We start from the raw sequence: 23,728 nt of genomic DNA, 5'->3' as shown, positions 1-23,728 counted from the left end.
TCTAAGTTGAAAGAGAGGCAATCACAAAATAATTTTAGAAGCAATTATGTTAAAAGCATCTGACATTATGACTAGAGATGTTGCTACGATTCACAGTTCAGCAACAGTGGCTGAAGCAGTTAGACTCTTGAGAGCAAGGGACTGGAAAGCGCTAGTTGTAGATCGCCGCCATGAACACGATGCCTACGGCATGATTACTGAAAGGGATATTGTATATAAAGTGATTGCTTATGGTAAAGATCCCTTTAGTGTGCGTGTTCATGAAGTGATGACCAAGCCTTGTATCGTTGTCAATCCTGAACTTGCCTTAGAATACGTAGCGCGGTTATTTGCTGACCATAATTTGCAGAGAGCGCCCGTTATTCAGGGCGAACTACTGGGTATCATTTCCCTGGTTGACATTCTAGCTAATAGTAGCTTTCTTGAGCAACCCCATACTTTCCTGCTAGAACAACAACTTCAGGACGAAATTCAAAAAGCTCGTGTCATTTGCGATCGCCAAGGTATCCATTCAGAAGAATGTGCTGTTGCTTGGGATGCGATCGAGGAATTACAAGCCGAGATCGCACATCAAAAAGCCGAGAAAGTCGTGAAAACAGCCTTTGAAGAATACTGCGATGAATATCCAGAAGCTAAAGGAATTTATGACGATTGGTCTAGTAGTCTGCCAACCCAAAAATGCTAAGTGAGGACTGGGGAAAGGGGAAAGGGTAAAGGGTAAGGGATTTAAACCCTTTCCCCCTGCCCCTTATCCCCACTTCCCCCTTACCCTTTTCCCGGCCAAGTCACGAAAGTGAACTACTAGTGGTTGATCTGAGATAGTTATGAAAAAAGTAATCATCGACCCAGTTACCCGAATTGAAGGACACGCCAAAATCAGTATTTATCTGGATGAGACAGGACAAGTGAGCGATGCTCGCTTTCATGTTACAGAATTTCGTGGTTTTGAAAAGTTCTGCGAGGGTCGCCCTTTGTGGGAAATGCCAGGAATTACGGCGCGAATTTGTGGCATTTGTCCGGTAAGCCATTTGTTAGCATCAGCAAAGGCAGGCGATCGCATCCTTGCAGTTACAATTCCCAAAGCTGCGGAAAAACTGCGTCGTTTGATGAATTTAGGACAAATTATCCAATCCCACGCCCTGAGTTTCTTCCACCTCAGCGCCCCAGATTTATTATTAGGAATGGATAGCGACCCCGAAAAACGCAATGTATTTGGTTTAATTGCAGCTGAACCGGAACTGGCGCGTGGGGGAATCCGCTTGCGTCAATTTGGACAAGAGATTATTGAACAATTGGGAGGGCGAAAGATCCACCCATCATGGGCGGTTCCTGGTGGTGTCCGCGAACCCTTATCGATAGAAGGACGCACCCATATTCAAAACCGCATCCCGGAAGCACGCACCACAATATTAGATGCACTGGGTAAATTTAAAGACTTACTCAATGATTATCAAAAAGAAGTGCAAACCTTCGGGAATTTTCCTAGTTTATTTATGGGTTTAGTCACTCCTGATGGTTTGTGGGAGAACTACGACGGACATATTCGTTTTGTAGATAGCGCAGGAAATATTATTGCTGATAAACTCGATGCAACTCATTATCAAGAATTTATTGGTGAAGCAGTTCAACCAGATTCCTATTTAAAATCTCCGTATTATCGCCCTTTAGGTTATCCTGACCAGAGCGACCATTGTCGTTTAGATAGTGGTATTTATCGGGTAGGGCCGCTAGCACGTCTGAATGTTTGCAGTTATATTGGTACACCTTTAGCTGATGCAGAATTGAGAGAATTTAGAGACAGAGGTAAAGGCACTGTCACTTCATCATTTTTCTATCACTACGCCCGGTTAATTGAAATTCTGGCTTGCATTGAACGCATAGAAATTATAATAGATGACCCAGATTTAATGTCTAAAAAATTGCGTGCTGATGCTGGCATCAACCAACTAGAAGGAGTAGGTGTAAGTGAAGCACCACGCGGTACATTATTTCACCATTATCAAGTTGATGAAAATGGGTTACTTCAGAAAGTAAATTTAGTAATTGCCACAGGTCAGAACAATCTAGCAATGAATCGTACAGTCGCGCAAATTGCCCGACATTTTATTCACAGTTCAGAAATTGCTGAAGGGATGTTAAACCGCGTTGAGGCGGGAATCAGAGCTTTTGACCCTTGTTTGAGTTGTTCAACTCATGCGGCAGGACAAATGCCTTTGCATATTCAATTAATTGGGAGAGATGGGAATATTGTAAATGAAGTTTGGCGAGATTAATCTATTCTGAATTCTTGCTTAAAAACAACACAGCTACAAAAGTTATCTCCTAACATTCGACATTTGCATGGCTAACAATAACTGATTAATGAATCGAATGCGAGATTCTATTCCAGATACCTCTGAATCTAAAGATTTCTTGTTCTCCTCTGCCTAGAGTAATGGAATAGCGATATAATCACCTATTGTTACAAACTAGACACAATATCTTAATTATGAATCAATCCAATAATAGTGGAATGCTTGAACAGTTTGTCAATACAGTGATGGGGGTAAAAGCTGGGAATCAACAACAGTATCGAGATACATCAATAGCTACTACACAAGAACTAGATATCAGAGCAATTTTAGTTTATACACTAGGAACTATCCTACAAATAGTAGTTATGATTCTCGTCTTACTGGGAATGGAAAAATTAGTAATGTTAATTGATAGCAATTCTTCTTTTACCAGTTGGTTTAGCACTTTATTGACTGGATTACTTTTTGCTCTCTTAAGTATCCGTTCACGGATTTTTTCTCTTTTAGATAATACCCGTTCTCGCCAGACTTATGACCAGGTAATCAGACCAAGATGGTCTCCTCCACCTTTAGTATTTCCCATAGTTTGGATGATAATTGCCGCTTTGCGGGTAATTTCTTCTGTATTGGTTTGGCAGCAAATGAATCACCAATTTTTAGTGCTGCCTTTAATTTTGTTTGTGGTACATCTGGCTTTAGGGGATACTTGGAATACTATTTTTACTGTAGAACGGAGATTAGGTGCTGCTGTTCCTGTAGTTATTTTAGGCCCTTGGTTATCTGCTGTAGTGGTGACGGCAATTTATTGGCAAACTAATCCTGTAGCGGGAATGACTTTATCATTTTCTTGTGTATGGCTAACTGTAGCTGCTGTATTGGTATTTAGAATTTGGCAATTAAATGGATCTGAGCCATTGTATCCTTTAAAATTAACACCTCTGGAGAAATAAATACCCAAAATTCATCAAGACAAGAAAGCAAAGAAAAAGCTCACTTGACTTTTTAGTACCGTATTCAAAATTCTTCTGATGAAAAACCTGCCTGCAATATTGACTAATACTAGAATTACAGGCAGGTTAAAAACCACTATAAAAATGGATGGATGCAATCTTTAACTAACTGGAATAGGTTGACCACTAGACAAAACTAAAGGAAAATTATGGACATTAGGAGCGTGCATTGCATTTATACCCAGATTGGCACGGTTCAGTATATCAGCGTTGGTTCTAATTACTTCACCCCGACTATCTAAGATGGAATGATTAAAGTTCAATCCATTGATATTAAACGCCATCGAACATACACCCATCGCTGCAAACCAAATACCCACTATTGGTAATGCTGCTAATAAAAAATGGAAAGCACGATGATTTTTGCTAGCAAAGGTAGGAATCAACAAGCGTCCCAAAAAGCCATAGTGTCCTGCCAAATAATTGTAGGTAACTTTCTTCTGACTCAACTTATGTCCGGCATTAATTGATTGATTTTCATCAGTATTCCGAATTAGCGTTGAAGTCACCAAAGAACCATGCAAAGAACTCAACAGTGCGCCACCGAATACACCTGCTACACCCAACATGTGGAACGGGTGCATAAGGATATTGTGATCCCCTTGGAAAGCCAACATAAAGTAGAAAGTTCCAGAAATTCCCAAAGGTAAACCATCAGAAAAACTACCTTGACCAATGGGATAAACTAGCAAAACGGAAGTAGCTGCGATTACGGGTGCAGAATAGGCAATTGCTATCCAGGGTCGCATTCCCAAACGATAGCTCAATTCCCAAAGTTGCCCTAAAAAGCACCAAATACCAATCAGAAAATGCAGCACAATCAATTGATATGGCCCACCATTGTAGAGCCATTCATCGATTGATGCCGCGTCCCAGATCGGATAAAAATGCAAACCAATGGCAGCAGAGGTCGGTACAACTGCGGCTGTAATTAAGTTATTACCATCCATCAGTGAACCCATAATTGGCTCACGAATGCCATCCATATCTACGCTGGGAGCGGCAATAAAAGCCAAAATAAAACAGGTGGTGGCAGCCAACAAGGTGGGAATCGCCAACACACCAAACCAGCCGATGTAAATCCGATTTTCTGTACTAGTAATCCAGCGACAAAAACTATCCCAGAAATCAAAAAAATTAAATTCTCTTTGAGGTTGAACAATGGTACTCATGGTGTGTAGCTCCTAAGCAATTCCAAGTTCAAAAATTTTCACTACTTTTGGCAGATGCCTATCTCTTTTGCTTAACCTATGTTTCTTGCTTCACAAATTTTCAAGCTAATTAATGCAATAGTTGGGCATCTTTATCTTGAAGTTAGAAAAAGAATTTGAGGAACTTGTGAGCATTTCTGCCAAGTTTCTCTATCTCCTCACAAGTTTCTCAAGTTTTTTATCTAACTTTAAAATAGTGTTAGACAGCTAAAAATATGAATTCTAATGCGATGGGCTACGCTCTGCCGGAAGCGATGTCTACGACGGGCTACGCCTACGCCATTGGTTACGGTAATGAGTTGCGTAGTGATGATGGCATTGGGCAACGAGTAGCTAAGGCGTTGCATCTATCAAACGTGAAATCTCTGGCTGTCCATCAACTCACCCCTGAACTTGCTGAAGCTTTAGCCTATGCTGATTTGGCAATCTTTATCGATGCTTGTTTCACTTCTGAAAGTTCTCAAGTGCGGGTACAATCACTTTCATCTGAATCTTTCAATATTATCGCTGGACATACAGCCGATCCGCGATCGCTCTTAGCTCTCACTCAAGCACTTTATAATCGTTGTCCACCAGCTTGGTGGATAAAAGTACCAGGCGTAAACTTTGAATTAGGTTGCTACTTATCACCATTTGCTGAAATTGGAGTAGCGATCGCTTTACAAAAAATTACCCAGATTATAGACGAAAATTTCAGCTTACTTCTTTAAAATATATTTCCACCACAGGTAACAGCAACTCATGCAAAAGCCTATCCAGTCATCTGGCAATCGCGCCTATGATATTTTGCGAACTGAGAAAGCGAATCCCCTTGATGCGATCTTTGCACCAAAAAGTGTGGCTGTAATTGGTGCTAGCGAAAAAGCTGGTAGTGTTGGGCGTACTCTATTATGGAACTTGATTAGCAATCCTTTTGGTGGAACTGTTTTCCCTGTTAATCCCAAGCGGCACAGCATTCTGGGAATCAAAGCATACCCGACTATCTTTGATGTACCCGAATTAGTGGATTTAGCAGTGATTGCTACCCCCGCAACAACAGTCCCAGGTATTATTGCTGAGTGCGTGGATACAGGTATCAAAGGTGCAATTATCCTCAGTGCTGGTTTTAAAGAAGCTGGCGCTGAGGGTGTAGCCTTAGAACAGCAAATACTTGAGCAAGCGCATCGTGGCAAAATGCGGATTATTGGCCCTAATTGCTTGGGTGTAATGAGTCCACGCACAGGTTTAAAAGCAACTTTTGCCAGTACAATGGCGCGTCCTGGGAATGTCGGCTTCATTAGTCAAAGTGGAGCGCTTTGTACGGCTATTCTTGATTGGAGTTTTCGGGAAAACGTTGGTTTTAGCGCCTTTGTTTCTCTTGGCTCAATGCTGGATGTGGGTTGGGGAGATTTGATTTACTATCTGGGTGATGACCTGCATACCAAAAGTATTGTCATTTACATGGAATCAATTGGAAATGCGCGATCGTTTTTGTCAGCAGCGCGGGAAGTTGCTTTAACTAAACCGATTATTGTCATAAAAGCAGGTCGGACTGAAGCCGCAGCCAAAGCAGCAGCTTCCCATACTGGCGCACTGACAGGAAGTGACGAAGTTCTGGATGCAGCTTTCCGGCGTTGTGGGGTGTTGCGCGTTAATAGCATCTCTGACCTGTTCGATATGGCAGAGGTGCTGGCAAAACAACCCCGTCCCCAAGGGCCACGCCTGACAATTTTGACTAACGCAGGTGGGCCTGGAGTACTTGCTACTGATGCTTTGATTGCTGCTGGTGGAGAAGTTGCACCAATTTCTGAAGAAACTAGCGCATCCCTTAATGAACTATTACCAGCACATTGGAGTCACGGCAACCCGATTGATATTCTGGGCGACGCTGACCCACAACGATATACCAAAGCGTTGAAAATTGCTGCTAAAGACCCAAATAGTGACGGCTTATTGGTGATTCTCACGCCTCAAGCTATGACAGACCCCACCCAAACAGCCGAGCAATTGAAACCTTATGCACAGATAGCTGGTAAACCCATCCTTGCTAGTTGGATGGGGGGAGCAGATATTGCAGCAGGTGAGATGATTCTCAATCGCAACCATATTCCCACATATCCTTACCCTGATACTGCTGCTCGAATATTTAGTTATATGTGGCAGTCTAGTTATAACCTGCGTGGTATCTACGAAACTCCGGTAATGCCTGCACTTGATCCTTCATCAGGGATACCAGACCGTAACTGTGTGGAAAAAATTATCCAAATAGCCCGTCAGGCTGGGCGAACTATTCTTACAGAGTTTGAATCGAAGCAGATTTTAGCTGCTTATGGTATTCCGGTGGTTGCAACTTGCGTTTCTAAAAGTGAGGATGAAGCAGTTCAATGTGCTGAAAAAATTGGTTATCCAGTTGTTTTAAAGCTGTTTTCCGAGATAATCACTCATAAAACTGATGTTGGCGGTGTGCAATTAAATCTGAGAGATGCTGAAGCTGTACGACACGCTTACAACACTATTAAATTATCCTTACACGATAAACTACAACACGACCCTCATTACTCAGCACTTAGCACTCAGCACTCAGCACTCTTCTTAGGTGTAACCGTGCAGCCGATGGTAAAAATGGCTGGTTATGAACTGATTATCGGCAGTAGTATCGATGCACAGTTTGGCCCGGTGTTGCTTTTTGGCACAGGAGGACAACTAGTAGAGATTTTTCACGATCGCGCGATCGCACTTCCACCCCTGAATACAACTTTAGCGCGGCGTATGATGGAGCAAACGCAGATTTACAAAGCGCTGAAAGGAGTCCGGGGACGCAAAAGTGTTGATTTGGCTGCCCTTGAACAATTAATGGTGGTATTTAGTCAATTAGTTGTAGAACAGCGTTGGATTAAGGAAATCGATATTAACCCGTTGCTGGCTTCATCTGAACAATTAATTGCCCTCGATGCGCGGATTATCCTTCATGAACCGAGTGTTAAAGAAAACGAACTACCAAAGTTAGCAATTCGACCATATCCTACACAATATGTCAGCAATTGGACTATGAAAGATGGCACTCCGGTTATTATTCGTCCCATCCGTCCAGAAGATGAACCGTTGATGGTGCAATTTCACAAGATCCTCTCAGAGCAAAGTGTTTATTTTCGTTATTTTCACTTAATTAAACTCCAGTCAAGAGTAGCGCATGAACGCCTAACACGTATTTGCTTTATTGATTACGATCGCGAAATAGCCCTAGTTGTGGAATATCAAAACCCCGAAACCCAGACACGGGAAATCTTGGCAGTCGGGCGGTTAAGTAAAATACATGGTACGAATGAAGCAGAATTTGCTATTGTGGTGTGCGATCGCTCTCAGTGCCAAGGTATAGGAACCGAGTTACTACAAAGGTTACTGCAAGTTAGTCGAGATGAGCAACTCAGCACTATCACTGCTGATATTTTGGTTGACAATTATGGTATGCAAAAAGTTTGTGAAAAACTAGGTTTTCGTATTCAACACACAGATGATCCAACTGTACTGAAAACCGAAATCGATATCAAAACATTTCACCCCGAAAATTAACGTGCGCCTCCGTTGGAGACTCACATAAAATTAATACTCATCGCAATACTACTCGGTTAAGCATTTTGAACTCAGAATTTGGTTTGGGGAAAAGGTTAAAGGGTAAGGGTTAAAGGTTTTTTCTTTCCCTTTTCCCCCGCCCCTTATCCCCAGAGGGGACCCCACCTTCCCCTTTTCCCCTTAACCGACAAGTATTGATACTCATCGACAAATTGAGGATGAACCCACAGAAATTCACGGCGTTTGTTCTGCACCCGCACTAGACCACCAAAACTAGGATCTTTTTGTTTCAGAAGGGCGTGTAATTCTCGCAAAATCGAGCCTTAAGCACGGATTGCATCGCCTTCCAAGAAGGAGGCATCGATTTTTCTTTTTGGGCGTTGCTGAGTGCGGTATGAATTAATCAAACACCAGGATAAAACGATACTTCAAGTAATTCAGATTTTACCAGACGCGCATCAGCCGAAACGCGATCGCCTTCTTTCAATTGCATAACATCCCCACGCACCAGTTCCCGTGCTGGTATTTGCTTGAGTTCACCATCTCGATACACTTTTACCTACATCGGTAACACATTCTTGAGTGCTGATAATGCTTGTTGTGCCTGAGACTCTTACCAAAAACTAAATATGAATAGTACCGTCAGGCATAATTGTCCCAGTTAAAAAGGCTTCACTTATATCTGTTGCATTTAAATTTGCCCCAGTCAGGTTTGCGTCACTCAAATTGGCCTCACTTAAATCAGCACCAGTGAGATCAGCTTCTCTCAAATCCGCCTTCCACATCCTGACTCCACTCATTTTGGCATCACAGAGATTCACACGCTGCAAGTTAGCTGTACTGAGTGATGCCATATGCAAACTTGCATTACATAAGTCTGCATCACAAAGATATGCACCGCTAAGGTCTGATTCATTCAGGTTAGCTGTCGATAGAGTAGCTTCACACAAATCTGCACCACTTAAAATCACTTCTGATAAATTTGCGTGTTCAAGGTTCGCGCCTTGAAGATTTGCTTGACACAAATTAGCGCCACTCATGGATGCTTTTGTGAGATTAGCACCACTTAGGTCTGCTCTACCAAAGTCTACACCACCTAAGTTAACACCTCTGAGGTCAGCTTTTGGTAAGGCAATACCGTAGAAGTTCCTTTCGCCTGCTGCATATCGATTTAGAAGTTCTTTAACGTCCATAGTCTTAAGTTTTAGTGAAATTTTAGTTTTCTATTAATGCTGCTGTAGTAACAATCCTTCGTCAATGTCCAATGCTGCTAGGGGATTTTCTGTATCTAGCCATACAACTTGGGCTTCTAGTTTGTCATTTACAAAAATTTTTGTGATACTTTGGTGGCTAAGTATTGGGGATTGGGAACTCTAGCAAAAGTAGGTTGTGAATAAGCCATGAGTGATGATTGTAGAACTAGGCTAAAGCCCTACACCCTTATCTGAGATAATACGTAAACCATTCACTTGCCAGTCGTGCTACTGCGGCTAATTTACCTGGTTCTTCAAATAAATGGGTGGCTTGGGGAACAATCTCTAAGCGTTTTGGCGATCGCAACTGTTCTAGTGTATCCTCGTTCATTGCGATCACTGGCATATCGTAACCCCCAACAATCAACAATGTCGGTGCTTTGACATAAGGTAAGGCTGAAGGAGCTAAATTAGGTCGTCCGCCACGGGAGACAATAGCCTGCACAACTTCTGGGCGTTCTGCGGCGGCAACCAGGGCTGCACCGGCTCCTGTACTAGCACCAAAGTAACCGACTTTTAGGTGTCGGGTATCTGGGTTATGTACTAGCCAATCTGTAGCCCCAACTAACCGCGATGCCAACAAAGCAATATCAAAGCGTAAATGTCTTGTTCGGAGGTCAATTTCTTCTTCTTCCAGAGTCAGCAAATCAATTAATAAAGTTGCGAGTCCCGCCTGTTGTAAGACTTCAGCAACATAGCGATTACGCGGACTGTGACGGCTGCTACCACTACCATGAGCAAATAATACTATGCCTGTAGCATGTGATCGGGAATCACCAAATTGCCCTCTAGCTGTACCTCACCTGCTGTCACCGACACCAGATGTTCTCGGGGGTTCTGTATTAATGTCCTATCCATTGACTCAACCTCCATTTACGAGTCGTTTGCTACCAGTAATTTTTGTCTTGTCAAAAGTTCACATACCTCTGCGTCGGTTGTTTGCTCAAAATCCTCGTACCAAATACCGATCGCATACAAATCTTCTGGCATCATCACGCATACAACTTTATCTACTTCTGCTTGCAGTTCTTCACAGGTGGATGCTGCTGCGACTGGAACTGCAACCACCAGTTCGCGGGGTTGTTGTTTTTTCAATGTTGCGATCGCTGCACGAATAGTTGCACCCGTAGCAATACCGTCATCTACAAGAATAATCGTATGATTTTTGACTTTTGGTAACGGATGATTACCCCGATAGGCTAGGTTGCGACGCTCTAATTCCCGCATTTCAATTGCTGCTACTTCATCAATAGTTGCTTGAGGAATCCGCAACCAATCTACAACATTTTCATTCAATACATGTACTCCTCCAGTAGCGATCGCACCCATCGCCAGTTCCTTGTGTTCAGGTACACCAAGTTTTCGCACTAAGCAAACATCTAATGGTACATCTAGTGTCCTTGCTACTTCAAATGCTACAGGTACACCGCCACGAGGAAGCCCTAATACTAAAACATCTGGACGATTGGCATACTCTGTTAACTGAGCAGCTAATAGTTTCCCAGCTTCCGTCCGATTACGGAAATTTTGCCACATATTTTTATACCTCTAAAACAAATCACTAATTGAACCATCAGTTTTAAATCGTTGAATAGTAGTAGCAATTAAAGGTGCGATTGAGACAATTTTTAATTGCTGCCAGTCGGTTTCTTTGGGAGTCACACTGTCGGTAACAAAAATCGCCTTAACGCTGGGATGACTTAACTTAGCCCGCGCTTCCTTGACAAACAACCCATGAGTAGCAGCAATAATTATTTCTGGACGTGCTTCGGCTTTGAGTAGGGCTTCAATACTTTTAGCAAGAGTGCCGCCAGTGGAAATCATGTCATCGATAATTAAGCAGGCACAACCCTTTACATCCCCGACAACACGAGTCACCTCTGTTTCTGTGCCACTGGTGCGGTGTTTGTGTAGCACGACTACAGAATTATCAAGTTTTTGGGCATATTGAGTAGCCATCTGTACGCGACCCGTATCTGGCGATACAACTACGAAATTAGGTGGTAAGTAATGGCGTATAGCTTCGCAAAAAATTGGTACAGCCGTCAGACTATCTACAGGAATGCGAAAGAAACCTTCAATTTGCAGTGTGTGTAAATCTAGTGTAACAACATGATTTACCCCGACAGCCTGTAATACTTCAGCTACCATACTGGCGGTGATTGGTTCGCGCCTACCGTGACGTTTATCTGCACGGGCGTAGCCAAAGTAAGGAATAATCGCTGTAATTCGAGTAGCCGCCGCCCGACGACAAGCATCTGCAAAGGCTAAAAGTTCTACTAGATGGTCATTAACAGGTGGTGCAGTGGACTGGAGGATAAACACAGCCTTTTGGCGTACCGATTCCAGTAACCGCACATTTACCTCACCATCTGGAAAGCGTTCAACTAGAGATTTACCCAAGGGGATATTGAGTTTCTGGGCAACTGCGGCAGCTAAATCAGAGTTAGCTGTGCCAGCAAAGAGGATGAAATTGTCCATAATCAAGACTTGATTTGGTGGATTTGCTTCCAGGCGGCATCTAGAGACGCTTTTGCACGCTCTTCTGCACGGGCAATACTTTGTTGTAAACTATGCCATTGCTCTTGCAAAAACTCTGTAGCTTCTTGCAAAACGTGATGAGCATGATTAGTAGAAGCTGCTACTTCGTCGCTGACTTCCTTGATTTTGACGCGGACAACTTCTGGTTTATCTTCAGGGGCAATCAGATGATGTAGGCGATCGTCTATTATATGTACCAGATGTTGTACCTGTTGTGATTTCTCACTGAAAAAACCCTTCAATCCTTCTGACTCTCCCCTAAGTTGGTTTTGAACATCTTCACGGATAATTACTTTATCGGTAGTAATTTCCTCGACATCTTCAGGATAAAGCACTGCTCTGCCACCAAAAGGAGTCGCAATTTCTCCAGCCACAATGTAAGCAGCGATTTCTCCTGTTTGCCAATCAAATAAAAAATCTTCCACCCAGCCAAGGGTTTCACCTAGCGTAGATTCAATCTTAATTTCATGCAAGCACCGAAGATTTTCTGGAGTGTCAATCACTGGGGGATAATAGACAGAAACCGCACCCATGCCTACCCCAGCAATTCCTTCTACTGGTAAATAAGTTTCCCCACCCGAAAAATAAGCAATACGTCCAGAATCATCTAGCCAGACTTCTTCTAACTCACCAACAAAATCAGCCGTTGAGCCATCTATTGCTATGCAACCGATAATTTGACTGCGACGCACAACGTTGAGCATAATTCCCCTCCAATACTCTCTACTTCTCTTGGAGTTTGATCAATAAACACAGTGGCTCACTTCTTACCACATTGTTGTTTTAAAAATGAACTCTACTTTAAGGTTAGAAATAAAATGTGAGGAAAACGTGAGGAATTGTTAATTAAATTCTCTAACAAAAGTAGTGGTGTGTCTATCTTTAGATAGTGGATTAATAAACCACAGAGACACAGAGGCACAGAGATTGTAGAAGAGATTTATGTACGAAATTAAAGTAGACGTGCTAGTAGAAGGGATTAGAGACGTAAATAGAAAGATGGAGTTTTTGTACTTTTTTAGAAGAGGTTGAAATTATTTATCCTCAAATTCAGCAACGCCCAAAATCCCAGTCTGATAGCAGGGATATACTTGATTATTATTTTTAATACTCATTCTAATGCCAATTAATCGACTATTTCTAATAAAGACTAGTTTATTATCAGGTATTGCTCATCAGCTGATCGCTCGACCTTTGGGTTCATCTCACAAAATTGCATTGCTCCCAGTAGCGAGTATTTGGTTAAATTTATGGCAGCCTGGGGCGGATTCTTCACCTCAGATGATGGAACAAGCTAATGGGAGTCTACAGAGCAATTATACCAATGCTACCGCGATTACTATAATCGCTTGAGCAGGGGTTAGGAACGCTGCACCGTTAGCTGTCAAGAATGCCGCAAGCGTGGTAGCTGCGGCAACTGCATCACCACCATTAACGGTAGTAGATTCTTCGGAATGTACTTGGGTAAACAGTTCCTTATTTTCGAGATCGATAATTTGCAACATAATTGTGTTCTTCTTAATTAAGCACATCTAGTCAGAAAGGTAAGTAATTATTCACTCCCCTACTCTCAGAAAAGTTTCCGAAAAAATGAAGTCTAAAAAATGCGCCCACCTCACTTTGCAGTAGTGAATGTCCGGTTGAATTTTTGGGAACCCAACAAGGGGCGCACTCTTTACATCATTTGATGGAACTAGCTAACAGAAGGTAGCATAGGGATTATACTGCTGCTATCGCTGTTACTATAACTGCTTGAGCAGGGGTTATACCGACCTGAATCGCAGTCCGAGCAGCTAAGAATCCGGCGAGTGCGGTAGCACCGTTAACCGCATTACCACCACTAACGGTAGCAGATTCTTCAGCAGACATTTCAGAGAACAGTTCGTTCTCTTGAACAGATTGCATGATTTGAGTTGACATAAAAGACTAACCTCACTTACTTAACCTTTACCTTTGTAGGTGTTATTAACCTACATATTTATGATGATTTAATTAGATATTTTTTTACTGATTCTAGGGGGAGATGTTAAGTAAATATTCTTCTCATTCTTTGGGTTGATGAAAACATGAAATAAAGGAAAATATTCGATTAATACAAAAATTTTAAAACAAGTAATTTACAACAATATAATCACAAAAAATAGAGAGGCAAACAAATGCTGCCTCTCTCCAATCGCTACTTCACATCATATACAAACTTCTCTTAAATCTAACTTGCAACCCCTACAAAAAAGTGCAGACGAGCAGGCATTCAAGCCTCTATTCTTGAAAGCGAGAGGTACTCTACGAGAAGCCATTCGCTCTATAGAAAGGAGTTTTAACAATCAGTTATATATTGCATTACTTGTATCATGATAAATAAAACCTTAACTAATATTTGCGCTTTGAAAAAAATTCCAAGTTTATTAGGCAATTGAGCCTGTAAATCTTGGTTCAATGCCATTTAAACTCTACTTATTAGCTGTCGCAAATTTCGATTTAAAAATAAAAACATTTTTGGTATATGAGTTAAGGAGGAAAGATTTTTTTACTCTTTCCTCCTTAACTTTTCTCTAGTCCACAACCGATAATGTTAGGTTAGTGGACTACTAATTGGCTAAGATGTGCTTCTAAAGCATCTGTTCTGCAATTTCTACCCGCAGGAGCGATCGCACATTTTCGATTTGATTGACAATAGTAGCTACTGACGAGCCAGCAAATAGTAACCCTACAGCAGCCGGGGTGTTATTCACCAAAGTCGCAACCAGTGAACCAGAATCACCACCAGCAGAAATATTAGTGGTAATAATTTGATCCTTGAAACGGGCTACCTTGCCGTTACCATAGCCGACATCAACAGTGGCGCTAATCGCTGTAATTCTACCGCTTGTAAAGTTTGTAGTGCGCCCAGTTTTAAACACAGGCATTCCCACAGTTACATCCTGCTTGCGTCGCCAGCCTCGCACATAACCCAACCAGTAGATTTCCCGATCAATATCATGAAATGCTGCTTCTGCGATCGCAGCATCTACAAGGTTGCGGTGCTGTTCTCTAGGAATTGTTGGTTCAAAGTCAATCGGTACAAATCGGTTCAGACGAGCGATAACATCTGTAGAAGCGTTTCCGCCATCAAAGGGGCCTGGTTGCAATATAGGATCGCCCACCGCAGCATCGTTGCTGTTAGCCAAAACGTGATTATTGCTGAGAATATAGTAACGGGGTGGAGTACCTACACCATGCACAGGCGGATTAGTAGAACCTCCTGGCAAAATATCATACACGCAAGTAGCAATAGTCCCTGCGGTAATCTTGTAATGTCCAACGCTGTAGCCTCCTTCAGCTGGGCGGGCGCGTTTAGCCAGCAACTCAACCCCCATCTCTGGTATCTCCATCCTTTCAGTAACACGATAAGTTCCAGTTGCACCATTAGTAGGTTGCATTAACTCGGTTCTTACCTGTGTGGGTTTTTGGCGTAACTCTCCCACTCCCGCGAAAGGATAACCGATTTCCAAAACATCAGTTTGCATATCTGCCAATCTCGATGGTATGAGATCAGCCCTACTCAACTCATCTCTTGGTATCTTGTGAGTTACTAATGTCAATAATGCTGGCTCACCTGTAGGTTCTCCATTCCGCCACTTTACGCCCACTCCCAAACCAACAACATTGGGGCGTAGCTGTTGTGGATTCATAAACTCTTCTACGGCGGCTCTGTGAGCTGTTTGTACCTCTGCTGTGTACTGTTGAGACAGTATCATCTTATTTTCATCTAATTTCATATCAAATCTCCCGTTGATTTGCTTAAATTTGTGCTGTTACAGTCCCAATTTCTTCAACATCTGTCTCACACCCTTCTATGGACTTGGGAACAACTTCCTGAGGCTGCAAATCGGATTCTGGAACTTTTTGAGTTACAAAAACCTTAATCACTGTCTTTCCCCTCCTCTCACCAATGCCAACCCCTGTAACGTTGGGTAGCCTCATCAGTTGTTCCTCGTAATCCTGTTTAACTGTATTAACTTGGTTCATCGTCATCTCCTATTTACAGAGATAAAATGCTTGTTATTATTTAGGCTGTGCTTGAATAGATCCCGTCACTTGTGTATCTACTTTGAATCCATTTAACTGCTTTGGTATTTGCTTTTGCACATTCAGAGATTCATTTTCTAAATACACTTTGATGCAAGGTTTATCTTCATATTCACTAATTCCCACACCAACAACACCATTAATACGCAGTAAATCAGATTCGTATTGCTCTTTTACCTGTTCAATAGTTTGCCTAATTGATAAGGAGTTTGACAAAAGCAAAGGTTGTTTATCTTGATTTACGGTAAATAATGGTAAAAATAGTAAACTTGCTAATGCTATAATAATAAAAACTAATATCACTTTATTATCCATATAACATTGTGTATTTTATAGGGAGAATTAAAATTTTTGTTAAAAAAATATTTTTTAAACAAAGGATGTGTGAGGTTATTCTTCTTTTTATCTAAACAAAAAAAGTTTTAAATTTTTATTGATCACCTGCAATATAAGCTAATTAGCTAAAGTGCCATATTCATTACTTCGGGATAATTTTCTATGAGTCCCAGTTTCATGCTAATATCATTAAACAATCCTGTATGAATATCGACAATACGCCTAACTTCTACGCAGCCAAGAAGGAAATTTTTATGCTCAAGCTTATTCTGAAAACAACTCCAATCCGCTACTAATTCTTCAATTATATTATCAGTTATTTTTTATTCTCAGTTTTAAATCTATAAATCTGCCACCATGCCCCAAAAATTGCTACAAAGACACCAATAGCTGTAATAATTTTCCCTATATCTATATTCATAGCTACTACCCACATGGTAATTTCAATTTCAAGAAAACCTTGTTAATACTTTTCTCATTGATTCACAAGGTATTCCTAAATGGTAAAAAATAACTAGATTAACTTATCAGGCAATGGATATAGTTTTTGAAAATATTTATCTCTACCTCAAGAGTGTGAAAGAGACAAAAACCTATGTCTTAAGAAAGGTATACTGATACTAATTTGAACAACTATTAGCTTTTTGGGCTTTTCTATCCGTCGAACTCACGTTAAAATCAAGCAGATGAATTAGTATGAAAAATGTGATCGCCGTAAGATATCATCAAATCCAAAGGTGATTAAATCATTTGTGTGTATACTGTATCTTGTCTTCTGGTACTAGTAATTCAGCTTCTAACTCGCTGACTAAAGAAGCAACTACTGCTTTTACAGAACCTGTGCTTTCAAACACTCGCCGTTGTCGAATATAACTTGCTCCTTGGTCTAATCTTTTTTCTAATTGGAATAGATATGAGCTATTTCCCAACGTATCGGCAGTTTCTGCTAGTACATTCAAGATATCTTTAACTATATTCCTGATGGATCTGCTATTACCTTGTTCATCTTCAATATAATTAGCATCTAAACCCCAACGAGATGCGCGAAAGTAGTTTTCTCTTTCAATCAACCAAGGAAGGGGAGTTAGCAAAAATTCTGTTGGCTTTCCTTGACTGTGATGATGCAAATACACAATTAAAGAATGGATAAAAGCCGCCAACATCATTGATTCTTTGATCGTTGGTTGAGCATCCATTACCCTAACCTCAAGAGTTCCGAAATCAGGTTGGGGACGCAAATCCCAATGGATATCGCGGATAATCTCAAACATCCCTGCATGTTGAGAATTAGCAAAGAAATTAGCAAAATCCTGCCAATTTTTAAAAGTGGGACAAATACCATAGGTTCTCATCGATGATAAAAACCTTTGGCGAAAGGAAGCAAAGCTAGTATCCTGACCCACCAAAAGGGTGAACTAGCAGACAGAGCCAACAAAATGGGGAGATAGGGTTTAAGTCTGCCCATAACATCTATAGCTGCATCACCCGATGGCATTCCTACATGAAGCTGAAGCGCACAAGTCATCATTAAATCTGCGAGATAGCCAGATGTATGTTGCTGGGACAGATACCTGGGAATAGGGGTAATAGCGGCAAAGCGATCGCAACATGGATAAGTTCCGGCTGCACAAATAGTCATACCCAGTGCTTGACATCTAGCTTTGAGGTCACGCAGAATTGCAAAAATATTGGCTTCTAACTCATAGATATTTGAGCAAACTTTGGAAGCAATCTCTACCATCGCTTGATTAAATTCTGGTTGAATCCAGGAATTTTCAGGAGCTTGTGCTAAAAGCGGTAAAATGCCATCTACCAATTGCAGCGTATAAGGATTGAGTAATTGCAACTCAATTTCCATCCCTAGTAGTCTGCCAACCCAAAAATGCGCTTGTGAGGTCTGGGGAAAGGGGAAAGGGTAAGGGATTTAAAACCTTTCCCCCTGCCCCTTATCCCCACTTCGTGGGGGCCCCACCTTCCCCCTTTCCCTTTACCCCGCCAAGTTCACTTGGCGAAGATAAACCGGACATAGACCCAGCCCGGATACTGATGCCTTGATGTTCTAGTTCGCCCTTGAGGCGATCGCCTCTAATTTCTCATTTAGCTTTGTGATGAATCATCAGAGACCATTTATAAAGTAAATCTTTAGCTGGCTAGTAGACGAAATAGCATAATACGAGTCATCACGGCATATATCGTAGCTTCACTCATTTTGGGAAGACGTTCATAATCCTTACTTAAACAGTTTGACTATTTACTCAAACATCAATATTTATCTGTTCTATTTGTCGAGCAGCTTTTTCCCACATCTTAGCTGAAGTTTCATCTTGCCAATGAGTTCGCAAATATTCTGCTTTTTTGTGACATATTCGCTCTAACATCTCTAGGATTGCAGCTAATGTCAATTTATCGATTAATTCTTCTAAAGCATCCATGTATTCTTTGTGCATACGAATAACTCCTGAATGTTAGAAATATCTTCTGTTCATACCCATATTTTTGGAACCGTCAAAGTATATTACTAACCAATATTCCACCTAAGAGTGAAGTTTTGGACTCACACACAATTCAATTACACTCAATTAGACTCAGATTTCTGCTTAGTCCTTTTGAGAAAATCATCAATTCGCAGGAAGTCTAACGCTGACTTTGGTAGCATCCGATTAACTCTGCTGTTGCCAAAATATGACCCTTCATTGCTTGCCAAATTTGCTCTTTTGTTGCGCCTGGTGGCAAACCCAAGTTTTTGTCTAAAGCATAAAGTTTGAAGAAATACCGATGTGTACCACTAGGAGGACAGGGGCCACCATAACCTAATTTGCTAAAATCATTCTTTCCCTGCACTCCACCACTTGGTAAGGTTTTCGTAGCAGTAATGTGTTCTGGTAATTGCCGAACTGTAGGAGGTATATCGTAAAGTACCCAATGTACAAATGTGTGTCTGGGTGCATCTGGGTCATCGACTATTAATGCTAAACTTTGGGTTTCTTTTGGAGGTTCATCCCAGCTAAGAGTAGGCGAAATATCAGCACCATCACAGGTATATTTGGCAGGAATTTGGCTATTAGATCCAAAGACACTTTCTAATTTCATGCTTTTCCTCTCTGTTGTTAATTTACTGCTTAGGGTGGAGGCAATTTTGGTATTTTTATTACCCACAGAACTACAAGCGATCGCAGATAATTCTACTAACCCAATTATACTGAAGCTTTGAAGTAGAAAGACTCGCCTCCTAACCATTAACTTGCACCTAAGATTTTTATAAATTTTTATGACAAATAATCATCTTAATACTTGTTGCTGCTTCTAAAAAAAAGATGAATTTCAAAATTCAAATTTGAAATTTGAATTTTTGGCAGCAATTCTTAACAGATGAAAAAAAATGCTGCCTAAATAATAAAGAGCGATCGCTGCTTGGATAAATAACTGAGTTAAATTCCGCCCCCAAACGCGATAAGCCCAGTCAGCTGTATGTTCAACTTCTTGAAACCCTGCCAAATTGATTAAATCTACGCTTTTCATGAATATTACTTAAGATATTGGTAAAATTTTGATTGCCTTCTGCTGTTTTTTACTGAGAATTATCTGCATATTCTGCGATCGCTTCTCGAACCACCCGATCAAAGAAAGCTGCGCCAACTTTCAATGCTTCTTCGTCAAAGTCAAAGGAAGGACTATGCAAAGGAATGTTCTCACAACCTTGTTGACAAGCACCAAATCTGACGTAACACCCAGGAACGTGTAACAAGTAGAAAGAAAAATCTTCTGCTCCCATGCTGGGATAATCCATTGTGACTAATCCCTTGGAACCCAAAATCTCAACTACAGCCCGTCGAGCAATTTCTGTTTCTTTTCCTGTATTAATGACAGGTGGGTATCCGTGGCGAATTTCTACCTCTACTCTGGCATTGTGCAGTTCTCCCACGGCTGTGGCTATGCGCTTTAGTCCGTCAATTATGTGGTTCTGCACATCTAAGTTTGTTGTGCGAATAGTACCTTCTAGAATTGCTTCCTCAGCGATGACATTACCTGCACTACCTGCTTCTACTTTACCGATGGTAACTACTGAAGGATAGGCGGGGTTGATTTCTCGTGAAACCAGGGTTTGCACAGCCATAATTAGCAGTCCGGCAACAACTACAGCATCAACAGCTTCATGAGGTCTAGCTCCATGTCCGCCTCTTCCTTTGACACGAATAGTAAAGCCATCAGATTGGGCAGTAATTACTCCCTTGGCAACCATAATCTCTCCGACTTGGTAGTGACGGGTAACATGACCGCCAAAGATGGCATTTACGCCTTCTAAAGCACCAGCTTGGATCATGACTTTCGCGCCACCACCCTTTTCCTCAGCAGGTTGAAAGATGAAAACCACGTTTCCCGGTGGCGGATTCTCTTTCAATAAAGCTACTGCGCCCAACACCATTGCCATGTGACCGTCGTGACCGCAGGCGTGCATCTTACCTGGGTGCAAAGAAGCAAAGGGCAATCCCGTATTTTCTTGTCCGGGGAGAGCATCCATATCAGCCCGCACAGCAATTGTCGGCGCTTTTTGTCCACTATTGATCAGCTTGGCAATGATGCCACTACCCACCCCACCATACGAAAAAGGAATACCTAAACGCTTAAGTTCATCTATTACGATGGATGCTGTCTTTTTTTCCTCAAATGCCAGTTCAGGATAGCGGTGTAAATATCTGCGTAAATCTACCATTAGAGGGAAGACTTTCTCAGATGTCAGGACATGAGCCATAACATATCTCCTTATTATTCTTCCAACTGCATCATTTTGGCGCTTACAGGGTCAAAATCCTCTGAAAAAACTGTGTAGCTGTCATATTTGGCTGCATTTAAGTTAGCCCCGTTCAAGTTAGCTCCTCTTAAATCTGCACCTCGGAGGTCAGCTTCACTCAAATCTGCTCCTACCAATTTATCTTTAAACAAATCTGCACCACTGAGGTTAGCTCCTCTCAGATTTGCCTTTCTTAAATAAACTCCACTGAGATTAGCACCACTCAAGTCTGCTCTACTAAGCTTGGCTGCATCCAAGTTGGCTCCGCTAAAGTCTACTCCTTCTAAATAAGTTTCTTGTAAGTCAACTTTAGATAACTCAGCTGCGCGAAAGTCTCTTTCTCCTGCTTCATACTTTCTTTTGAGTTCATGAGCACTTTTCACTGGTTGATTAGATAAGTTTTGCATAGTAAATTCACCAGTTTTTATAAGTTAGGAGTGTTTAAAATTCCAAGTGCAACGTGGCTAATTATTTGGCTTTAATTTGATGCTAAAAGAAAAATTTGAAGAACTTGTGAGGTAGTTTTGCTTTTCTCACAACTTTCTCAAATTTGTTATCTAACCTAAAAGATATCTGGTAAGCGGCGGTCAGTTATGGCTACTATCAGTCAAATCAAAACAAGATTCCGAAATCGCGCTGAAGCAGGGCAACAACTAGCTAAAATTATCAGATACATTGATTACTGAGTTGTAATTGTTGCTATATATGTCGCAGATATCACGATTTTTCCTTCCTGATTTAGTATGGGAGGTGAGTAGAATGACCATTGCAGCCACTCAACCAAAATTGCAGGTAAAAAAGGTAATTAAGAAAAAACAGTTATCTCAACATTCAACAGATATTGGTACTCCTCAAGTTCCCCTCCGTCAACTCCCAGTAAAACAAGAGCATGAGTTGTTATGTGATTGGAAAAACGCATCTTAATTAGCACCTTGCCTGAGCAATCTCTCAATCCAGGCAAGAGACACTTGAGAAATAGGAGAACACATGATAATCCCACTACAAATCACCTTTCACAATATTCCAGCATCAGAAGCAGTAGAAGCAAAAATTCGCTCCTTAGCTGATAAACTAGAGCATTTTTATAACCGGATTACGAGCTGTCGAGTCATAGTTGATGCCCCACATCGACATCACCGTAACGGTAAACTTTACCAGGTGCGAATTGACATCACTGTGCCAACGGGGGAAATCGTTGTCAGACGTGACCCACCTGAACATCAATCTCACGAGGATATTTATGTAGCAATTCGTGATGCTTTTGATGCAGCCAAGCGCAAACTGCAAGACCACACCAGTATGCTGCGTCAGGAAACCAAGACTCACGCAGAACAGCCTCATGGACGAATTGCGTCTTTGTTCTCTGATGAAGGCTACGGTTTTATCGAAACACCTGATGGTAGCGAAGTTTATTTTCACCGCAACAGTCTATTCAATGGTGATTTTGAGCAGTTGCAGGTGGGAGATGAAGTTCGTTTTGCAGAGGAAGAAGGTGATAAAGGACTGCAAGCTAGTACTGTTAGATTGATTGGTAAGCATCACCTACAAGGTTGAGGCTGTTGATTTAAACCACTTTTTGAATAGTCTAGGGAGCATTAACCACTTCTTCACAAGTTCCTCAAATTTTCCTTTTAACCTCAAGATAGGAGGAGAGTCTTTATTTGTTAAGCTGTTTCACATAAGTGTTGACTGTTAACTGTTAGTGATTTGTGTTTTAGCTTACCCCTCTTCTGTCACTCTCCGAAAACATTTACTATTTCTAAATTCTAGAGCTTTTGTATAGCAAGCAATCACACGCTTATTTTCTAATAACAAATACAAGACCCATTTTTTCTAATAGGATAGCTTGTATTGATTGCCTTATCAGGCTTCTAGCGATCGCCCTCCCGGAGAGTGACAGAAGAGGGGTAAGGCTAATCGAATTGAGACATAGCTAACTTCCTACTGCAAAATAGATATTCTTAAGTATTAAGCCTGAGTATATAGGAATCATATTTGATTTCTGAAAAAAACTACGAGATAATACGGAGAGATAATTTTGTCTAACAGCGAACAATAATAAATCAGTATCTACAAGCTAAAATCGCAGAATTACAAGAATTTATAGATGAGTGTCCAGATGCTTGATAAGAGACAAAATGTTCTAAAATGCTTATAGAATAGAGAGTGTAGCAATTTGTGGTAAAAGGAAAAGAGGATTTATTCTCAACAAGTTTTATTTAATAACTAAAGGGCTGGTTAGAGCATTTAACTTCTGTACTACAAAAGGAACAGTGAATTGCTGAGGCACAGCGAAATGGTGCTAGTATTCACAACAACGACGCTTAAGAACGCTCAAGTCAAACCCATGCCCGATTCAGAAGACCCAAAGCAAGTCTCCAGTAATGACTTACGCAATTCACAGTTTGGTGGTGGGTTGATTAACGCTGGCACAGTGAATGCTGGGCAAATTGGCGGCGACATCTACAACATTCACCTTGGGCAGCAGACGGCAGTATCACGTAATTCAGTTCAATCGCAGAATCAACGCCAGCGATCGCTCTCTGAAAGAGATTCACTAAAGGTAGCGATCGCCCTTAGCATCATTCCTGGAGTAAATAACTCACTTATCTAATATAAATAGAAAGGGTACGACTCTGATCACCAAAGACTTCCTTTACTGATTTAAAGTTAGAGT

General features: G+C 41.3%; 27 protein-coding genes and 1 pseudogene. 8 read left to right on the top strand and 20 right to left on the bottom strand.

Going from position 1 to position 23,728, the window contains the following annotated elements:
- The first annotated feature begins 46 nt into the window (after nt 1–46).
- The 3 genes from IQ274_RS11825 (at nt 47) to IQ274_RS11815 (ending at nt 3,244) form a co-directional block, all read left to right on the top strand.
- Complete coding sequence (locus IQ274_RS11825) at nt 47–685, top strand: CBS domain-containing protein (protein ID WP_163939281.1); 639 nt, start codon at nt 47–49, stop codon at nt 683–685.
- 139 nt (nt 686–824) lie between these two features.
- Nucleotides 825–2,273 carry a Ni/Fe hydrogenase subunit alpha gene (locus tag IQ274_RS11820; RefSeq protein ID WP_194142378.1) on the top strand — a complete coding sequence of 483 codons (1,449 nt, stop codon included), beginning with the start codon at nt 825–827 and terminating at the stop codon, nt 2,271–2,273.
- Nucleotides 2,274–2,488: 215 nt separating this feature from the next.
- A complete protein-coding gene (locus IQ274_RS11815) occupies nt 2,489–3,244 on the top strand; it encodes a TspO/MBR family protein (protein WP_194142377.1) in 756 nt (251 codons plus the stop codon).
- A 161-nt stretch (nt 3,245–3,405) separates the two neighbouring features.
- Here IQ274_RS11815 and IQ274_RS11810 read toward each other — a convergent pair whose 3' ends face one another.
- Nucleotides 3,406–4,476 carry a Photosystem Q(B) protein 1 gene (locus IQ274_RS11810; RefSeq protein ID WP_194142376.1) on the bottom strand — a complete coding sequence of 357 codons (1,071 nt, stop codon included), beginning with the start codon at nt 4,474–4,476 and terminating at the stop codon, nt 3,406–3,408.
- Nucleotides 4,477–4,769: 293 nt separating this feature from the next.
- Between IQ274_RS11810 and IQ274_RS11805 the strand changes: the two genes are divergently transcribed.
- Together IQ274_RS11805 and IQ274_RS11800 are read left to right on the top strand one after the other, a co-directional pair.
- Complete coding sequence (locus tag IQ274_RS11805; RefSeq protein ID WP_163935924.1) at nt 4,770–5,225, top strand: hydrogenase maturation protease; 456 nt, start codon at nt 4,770–4,772, stop codon at nt 5,223–5,225.
- Nucleotides 5,226–5,256: 31 nt separating this feature from the next.
- Complete coding sequence (locus IQ274_RS11800; protein ID WP_194142375.1) at nt 5,257–8,064, top strand: bifunctional acetate--CoA ligase family protein/GNAT family N-acetyltransferase; 2,808 nt, start codon at nt 5,257–5,259, stop codon at nt 8,062–8,064.
- A gap of 403 nt (nt 8,065–8,467) precedes the next feature.
- On the opposite strand, the gene IQ274_RS36475 is transcribed toward IQ274_RS11800, so the two are convergent.
- From IQ274_RS36475 to IQ274_RS11710, 19 genes and pseudogenes are all read right to left on the bottom strand, one after another.
- Nucleotides 8,468–8,617: a hypothetical protein gene (locus IQ274_RS36475; RefSeq protein ID WP_322745227.1), complete on the bottom strand. Its 150-nt coding sequence runs from the start codon at nt 8,615–8,617 to the stop codon at nt 8,468–8,470.
- 70 nt (nt 8,618–8,687) lie between these two features.
- The gene (locus tag IQ274_RS11790; RefSeq protein ID WP_163935906.1) at nt 8,688–9,257 is read right to left on the bottom strand and encodes a pentapeptide repeat-containing protein; all 570 of its coding nucleotides are present in this window, start codon (nt 9,255–9,257) and stop codon (nt 8,688–8,690) included.
- Between the two features lie 247 nt (nt 9,258–9,504).
- On the bottom strand, nt 9,505–9,963 hold the full coding sequence (locus tag IQ274_RS11785) for a dienelactone hydrolase family protein (RefSeq protein ID WP_322745226.1): 459 nt from the start codon (nt 9,961–9,963) through the stop codon (nt 9,505–9,507).
- A gap of 227 nt (nt 9,964–10,190) precedes the next feature.
- Nucleotides 10,191–10,853 carry a phosphoribosyltransferase gene (locus IQ274_RS11780; RefSeq protein ID WP_163935899.1) on the bottom strand — a complete coding sequence of 221 codons (663 nt, stop codon included), beginning with the start codon at nt 10,851–10,853 and terminating at the stop codon, nt 10,191–10,193.
- Nucleotides 10,854–10,865: 12 nt separating this feature from the next.
- Nucleotides 10,866–11,798 carry a ribose-phosphate diphosphokinase gene (locus IQ274_RS11775; RefSeq protein ID WP_194142374.1) on the bottom strand — a complete coding sequence of 311 codons (933 nt, stop codon included), beginning with the start codon at nt 11,796–11,798 and terminating at the stop codon, nt 10,866–10,868.
- Nucleotides 11,799–11,800: 2 nt separating this feature from the next.
- The gene (locus IQ274_RS11770; protein WP_194142373.1) at nt 11,801–12,562 is read right to left on the bottom strand and encodes a PRC-barrel domain-containing protein; all 762 of its coding nucleotides are present in this window, start codon (nt 12,560–12,562) and stop codon (nt 11,801–11,803) included.
- A gap of 612 nt (nt 12,563–13,174) precedes the next feature.
- On the bottom strand, nt 13,175–13,363 hold the full coding sequence (locus IQ274_RS11765; protein ID WP_163935889.1) for a hypothetical protein: 189 nt from the start codon (nt 13,361–13,363) through the stop codon (nt 13,175–13,177).
- A gap of 214 nt (nt 13,364–13,577) precedes the next feature.
- Nucleotides 13,578–13,778 (bottom strand): hypothetical protein, encoded by a 201-nt coding sequence (locus IQ274_RS11760; protein ID WP_163935886.1) that lies wholly within the window; start codon nt 13,776–13,778, stop codon nt 13,578–13,580.
- Nucleotides 13,779–14,467: 689 nt separating this feature from the next.
- Nucleotides 14,468–15,616 (bottom strand): hypothetical protein, encoded by a 1,149-nt coding sequence (locus IQ274_RS11755; protein WP_163935883.1) that lies wholly within the window; start codon nt 15,614–15,616, stop codon nt 14,468–14,470.
- A 22-nt stretch (nt 15,617–15,638) separates the two neighbouring features.
- Nucleotides 15,639–15,866, bottom strand: coding sequence for a hypothetical protein (locus IQ274_RS11750; protein ID WP_163935881.1), 228 nt, complete (start codon nt 15,864–15,866; stop codon nt 15,639–15,641).
- 36 nt (nt 15,867–15,902) lie between these two features.
- Nucleotides 15,903–16,241, bottom strand: a complete 339-nt coding sequence (locus IQ274_RS11745; RefSeq protein ID WP_228058153.1) for a hypothetical protein — start codon at nt 16,239–16,241, stop codon at nt 15,903–15,905.
- Between the two features lie 767 nt (nt 16,242–17,008).
- Complete coding sequence (locus IQ274_RS38010) at nt 17,009–17,614, bottom strand: carboxylate-amine ligase (RefSeq protein ID WP_345940644.1); 606 nt, start codon at nt 17,612–17,614, stop codon at nt 17,009–17,011.
- The gene (locus IQ274_RS38005; RefSeq protein ID WP_416209834.1) at nt 17,611–18,120 is read right to left on the bottom strand and encodes a carboxylate-amine ligase; all 510 of its coding nucleotides are present in this window, start codon (nt 18,118–18,120) and stop codon (nt 17,611–17,613) included. Before IQ274_RS38005 ends, IQ274_RS38010 begins: the two co-directional genes overlap by 4 nt.
- Nucleotides 18,121–18,404: 284 nt before the next feature.
- Nucleotides 18,405–18,500, bottom strand: a pseudogene (locus tag IQ274_RS11735) (IS5/IS1182 family transposase); the annotation flags it as partial.
- 17 nt (nt 18,501–18,517) lie between these two features.
- Entirely contained in the window at nt 18,518–18,709 is a 192-nt protein-coding gene (locus IQ274_RS11730; protein ID WP_190936748.1) for a hypothetical protein, read from the bottom strand.
- A 187-nt stretch (nt 18,710–18,896) separates the two neighbouring features.
- Nucleotides 18,897–19,499, bottom strand: coding sequence for a YbhB/YbcL family Raf kinase inhibitor-like protein (locus IQ274_RS11725; protein ID WP_194142372.1), 603 nt, complete (start codon nt 19,497–19,499; stop codon nt 18,897–18,899).
- A gap of 84 nt (nt 19,500–19,583) precedes the next feature.
- Complete coding sequence (locus IQ274_RS11720; RefSeq protein WP_194142371.1) at nt 19,584–19,781, bottom strand: archease; 198 nt, start codon at nt 19,779–19,781, stop codon at nt 19,584–19,586.
- A 49-nt stretch (nt 19,782–19,830) separates the two neighbouring features.
- Entirely contained in the window at nt 19,831–21,012 is a 1,182-nt protein-coding gene (locus IQ274_RS11715; RefSeq protein WP_194142370.1) for a M20 metallopeptidase family protein, read from the bottom strand.
- Between the two features lie 14 nt (nt 21,013–21,026).
- Entirely contained in the window at nt 21,027–21,458 is a 432-nt protein-coding gene (locus tag IQ274_RS11710) for a pentapeptide repeat-containing protein (protein WP_194142369.1), read from the bottom strand.
- 352 nt (nt 21,459–21,810) lie between these two features.
- Between IQ274_RS11710 and IQ274_RS11705 the strand changes: the two genes are divergently transcribed.
- From IQ274_RS11705 to IQ274_RS11695, 3 genes are all read left to right on the top strand, one after another.
- Nucleotides 21,811–21,975 (top strand): hypothetical protein, encoded by a 165-nt coding sequence (locus tag IQ274_RS11705; protein ID WP_194142368.1) that lies wholly within the window; start codon nt 21,811–21,813, stop codon nt 21,973–21,975.
- A 63-nt stretch (nt 21,976–22,038) separates the two neighbouring features.
- Nucleotides 22,039–22,605, top strand: coding sequence for an HPF/RaiA family ribosome-associated protein (locus IQ274_RS11700; protein WP_163934890.1), 567 nt, complete (start codon nt 22,039–22,041; stop codon nt 22,603–22,605).
- 742 nt (nt 22,606–23,347) lie between these two features.
- A complete protein-coding gene (locus tag IQ274_RS11695; protein ID WP_163934865.1) occupies nt 23,348–23,665 on the top strand; it encodes a hypothetical protein in 318 nt (105 codons plus the stop codon).
- Nucleotides 23,666–23,728 lie beyond the last annotated feature (63 nt).

The sequence above is a fragment of the Nostoc sp. LEGE 12447 genome, from assembly GCF_015206985.1.
Lineage (GTDB): Bacteria > Cyanobacteriota > Cyanobacteriia > Cyanobacteriales > Nostocaceae > Nostoc.
The sequence above is the reverse complement of the archived record's forward strand: the minus strand, read 5'-3'. Positions and strand labels throughout refer to the sequence as shown.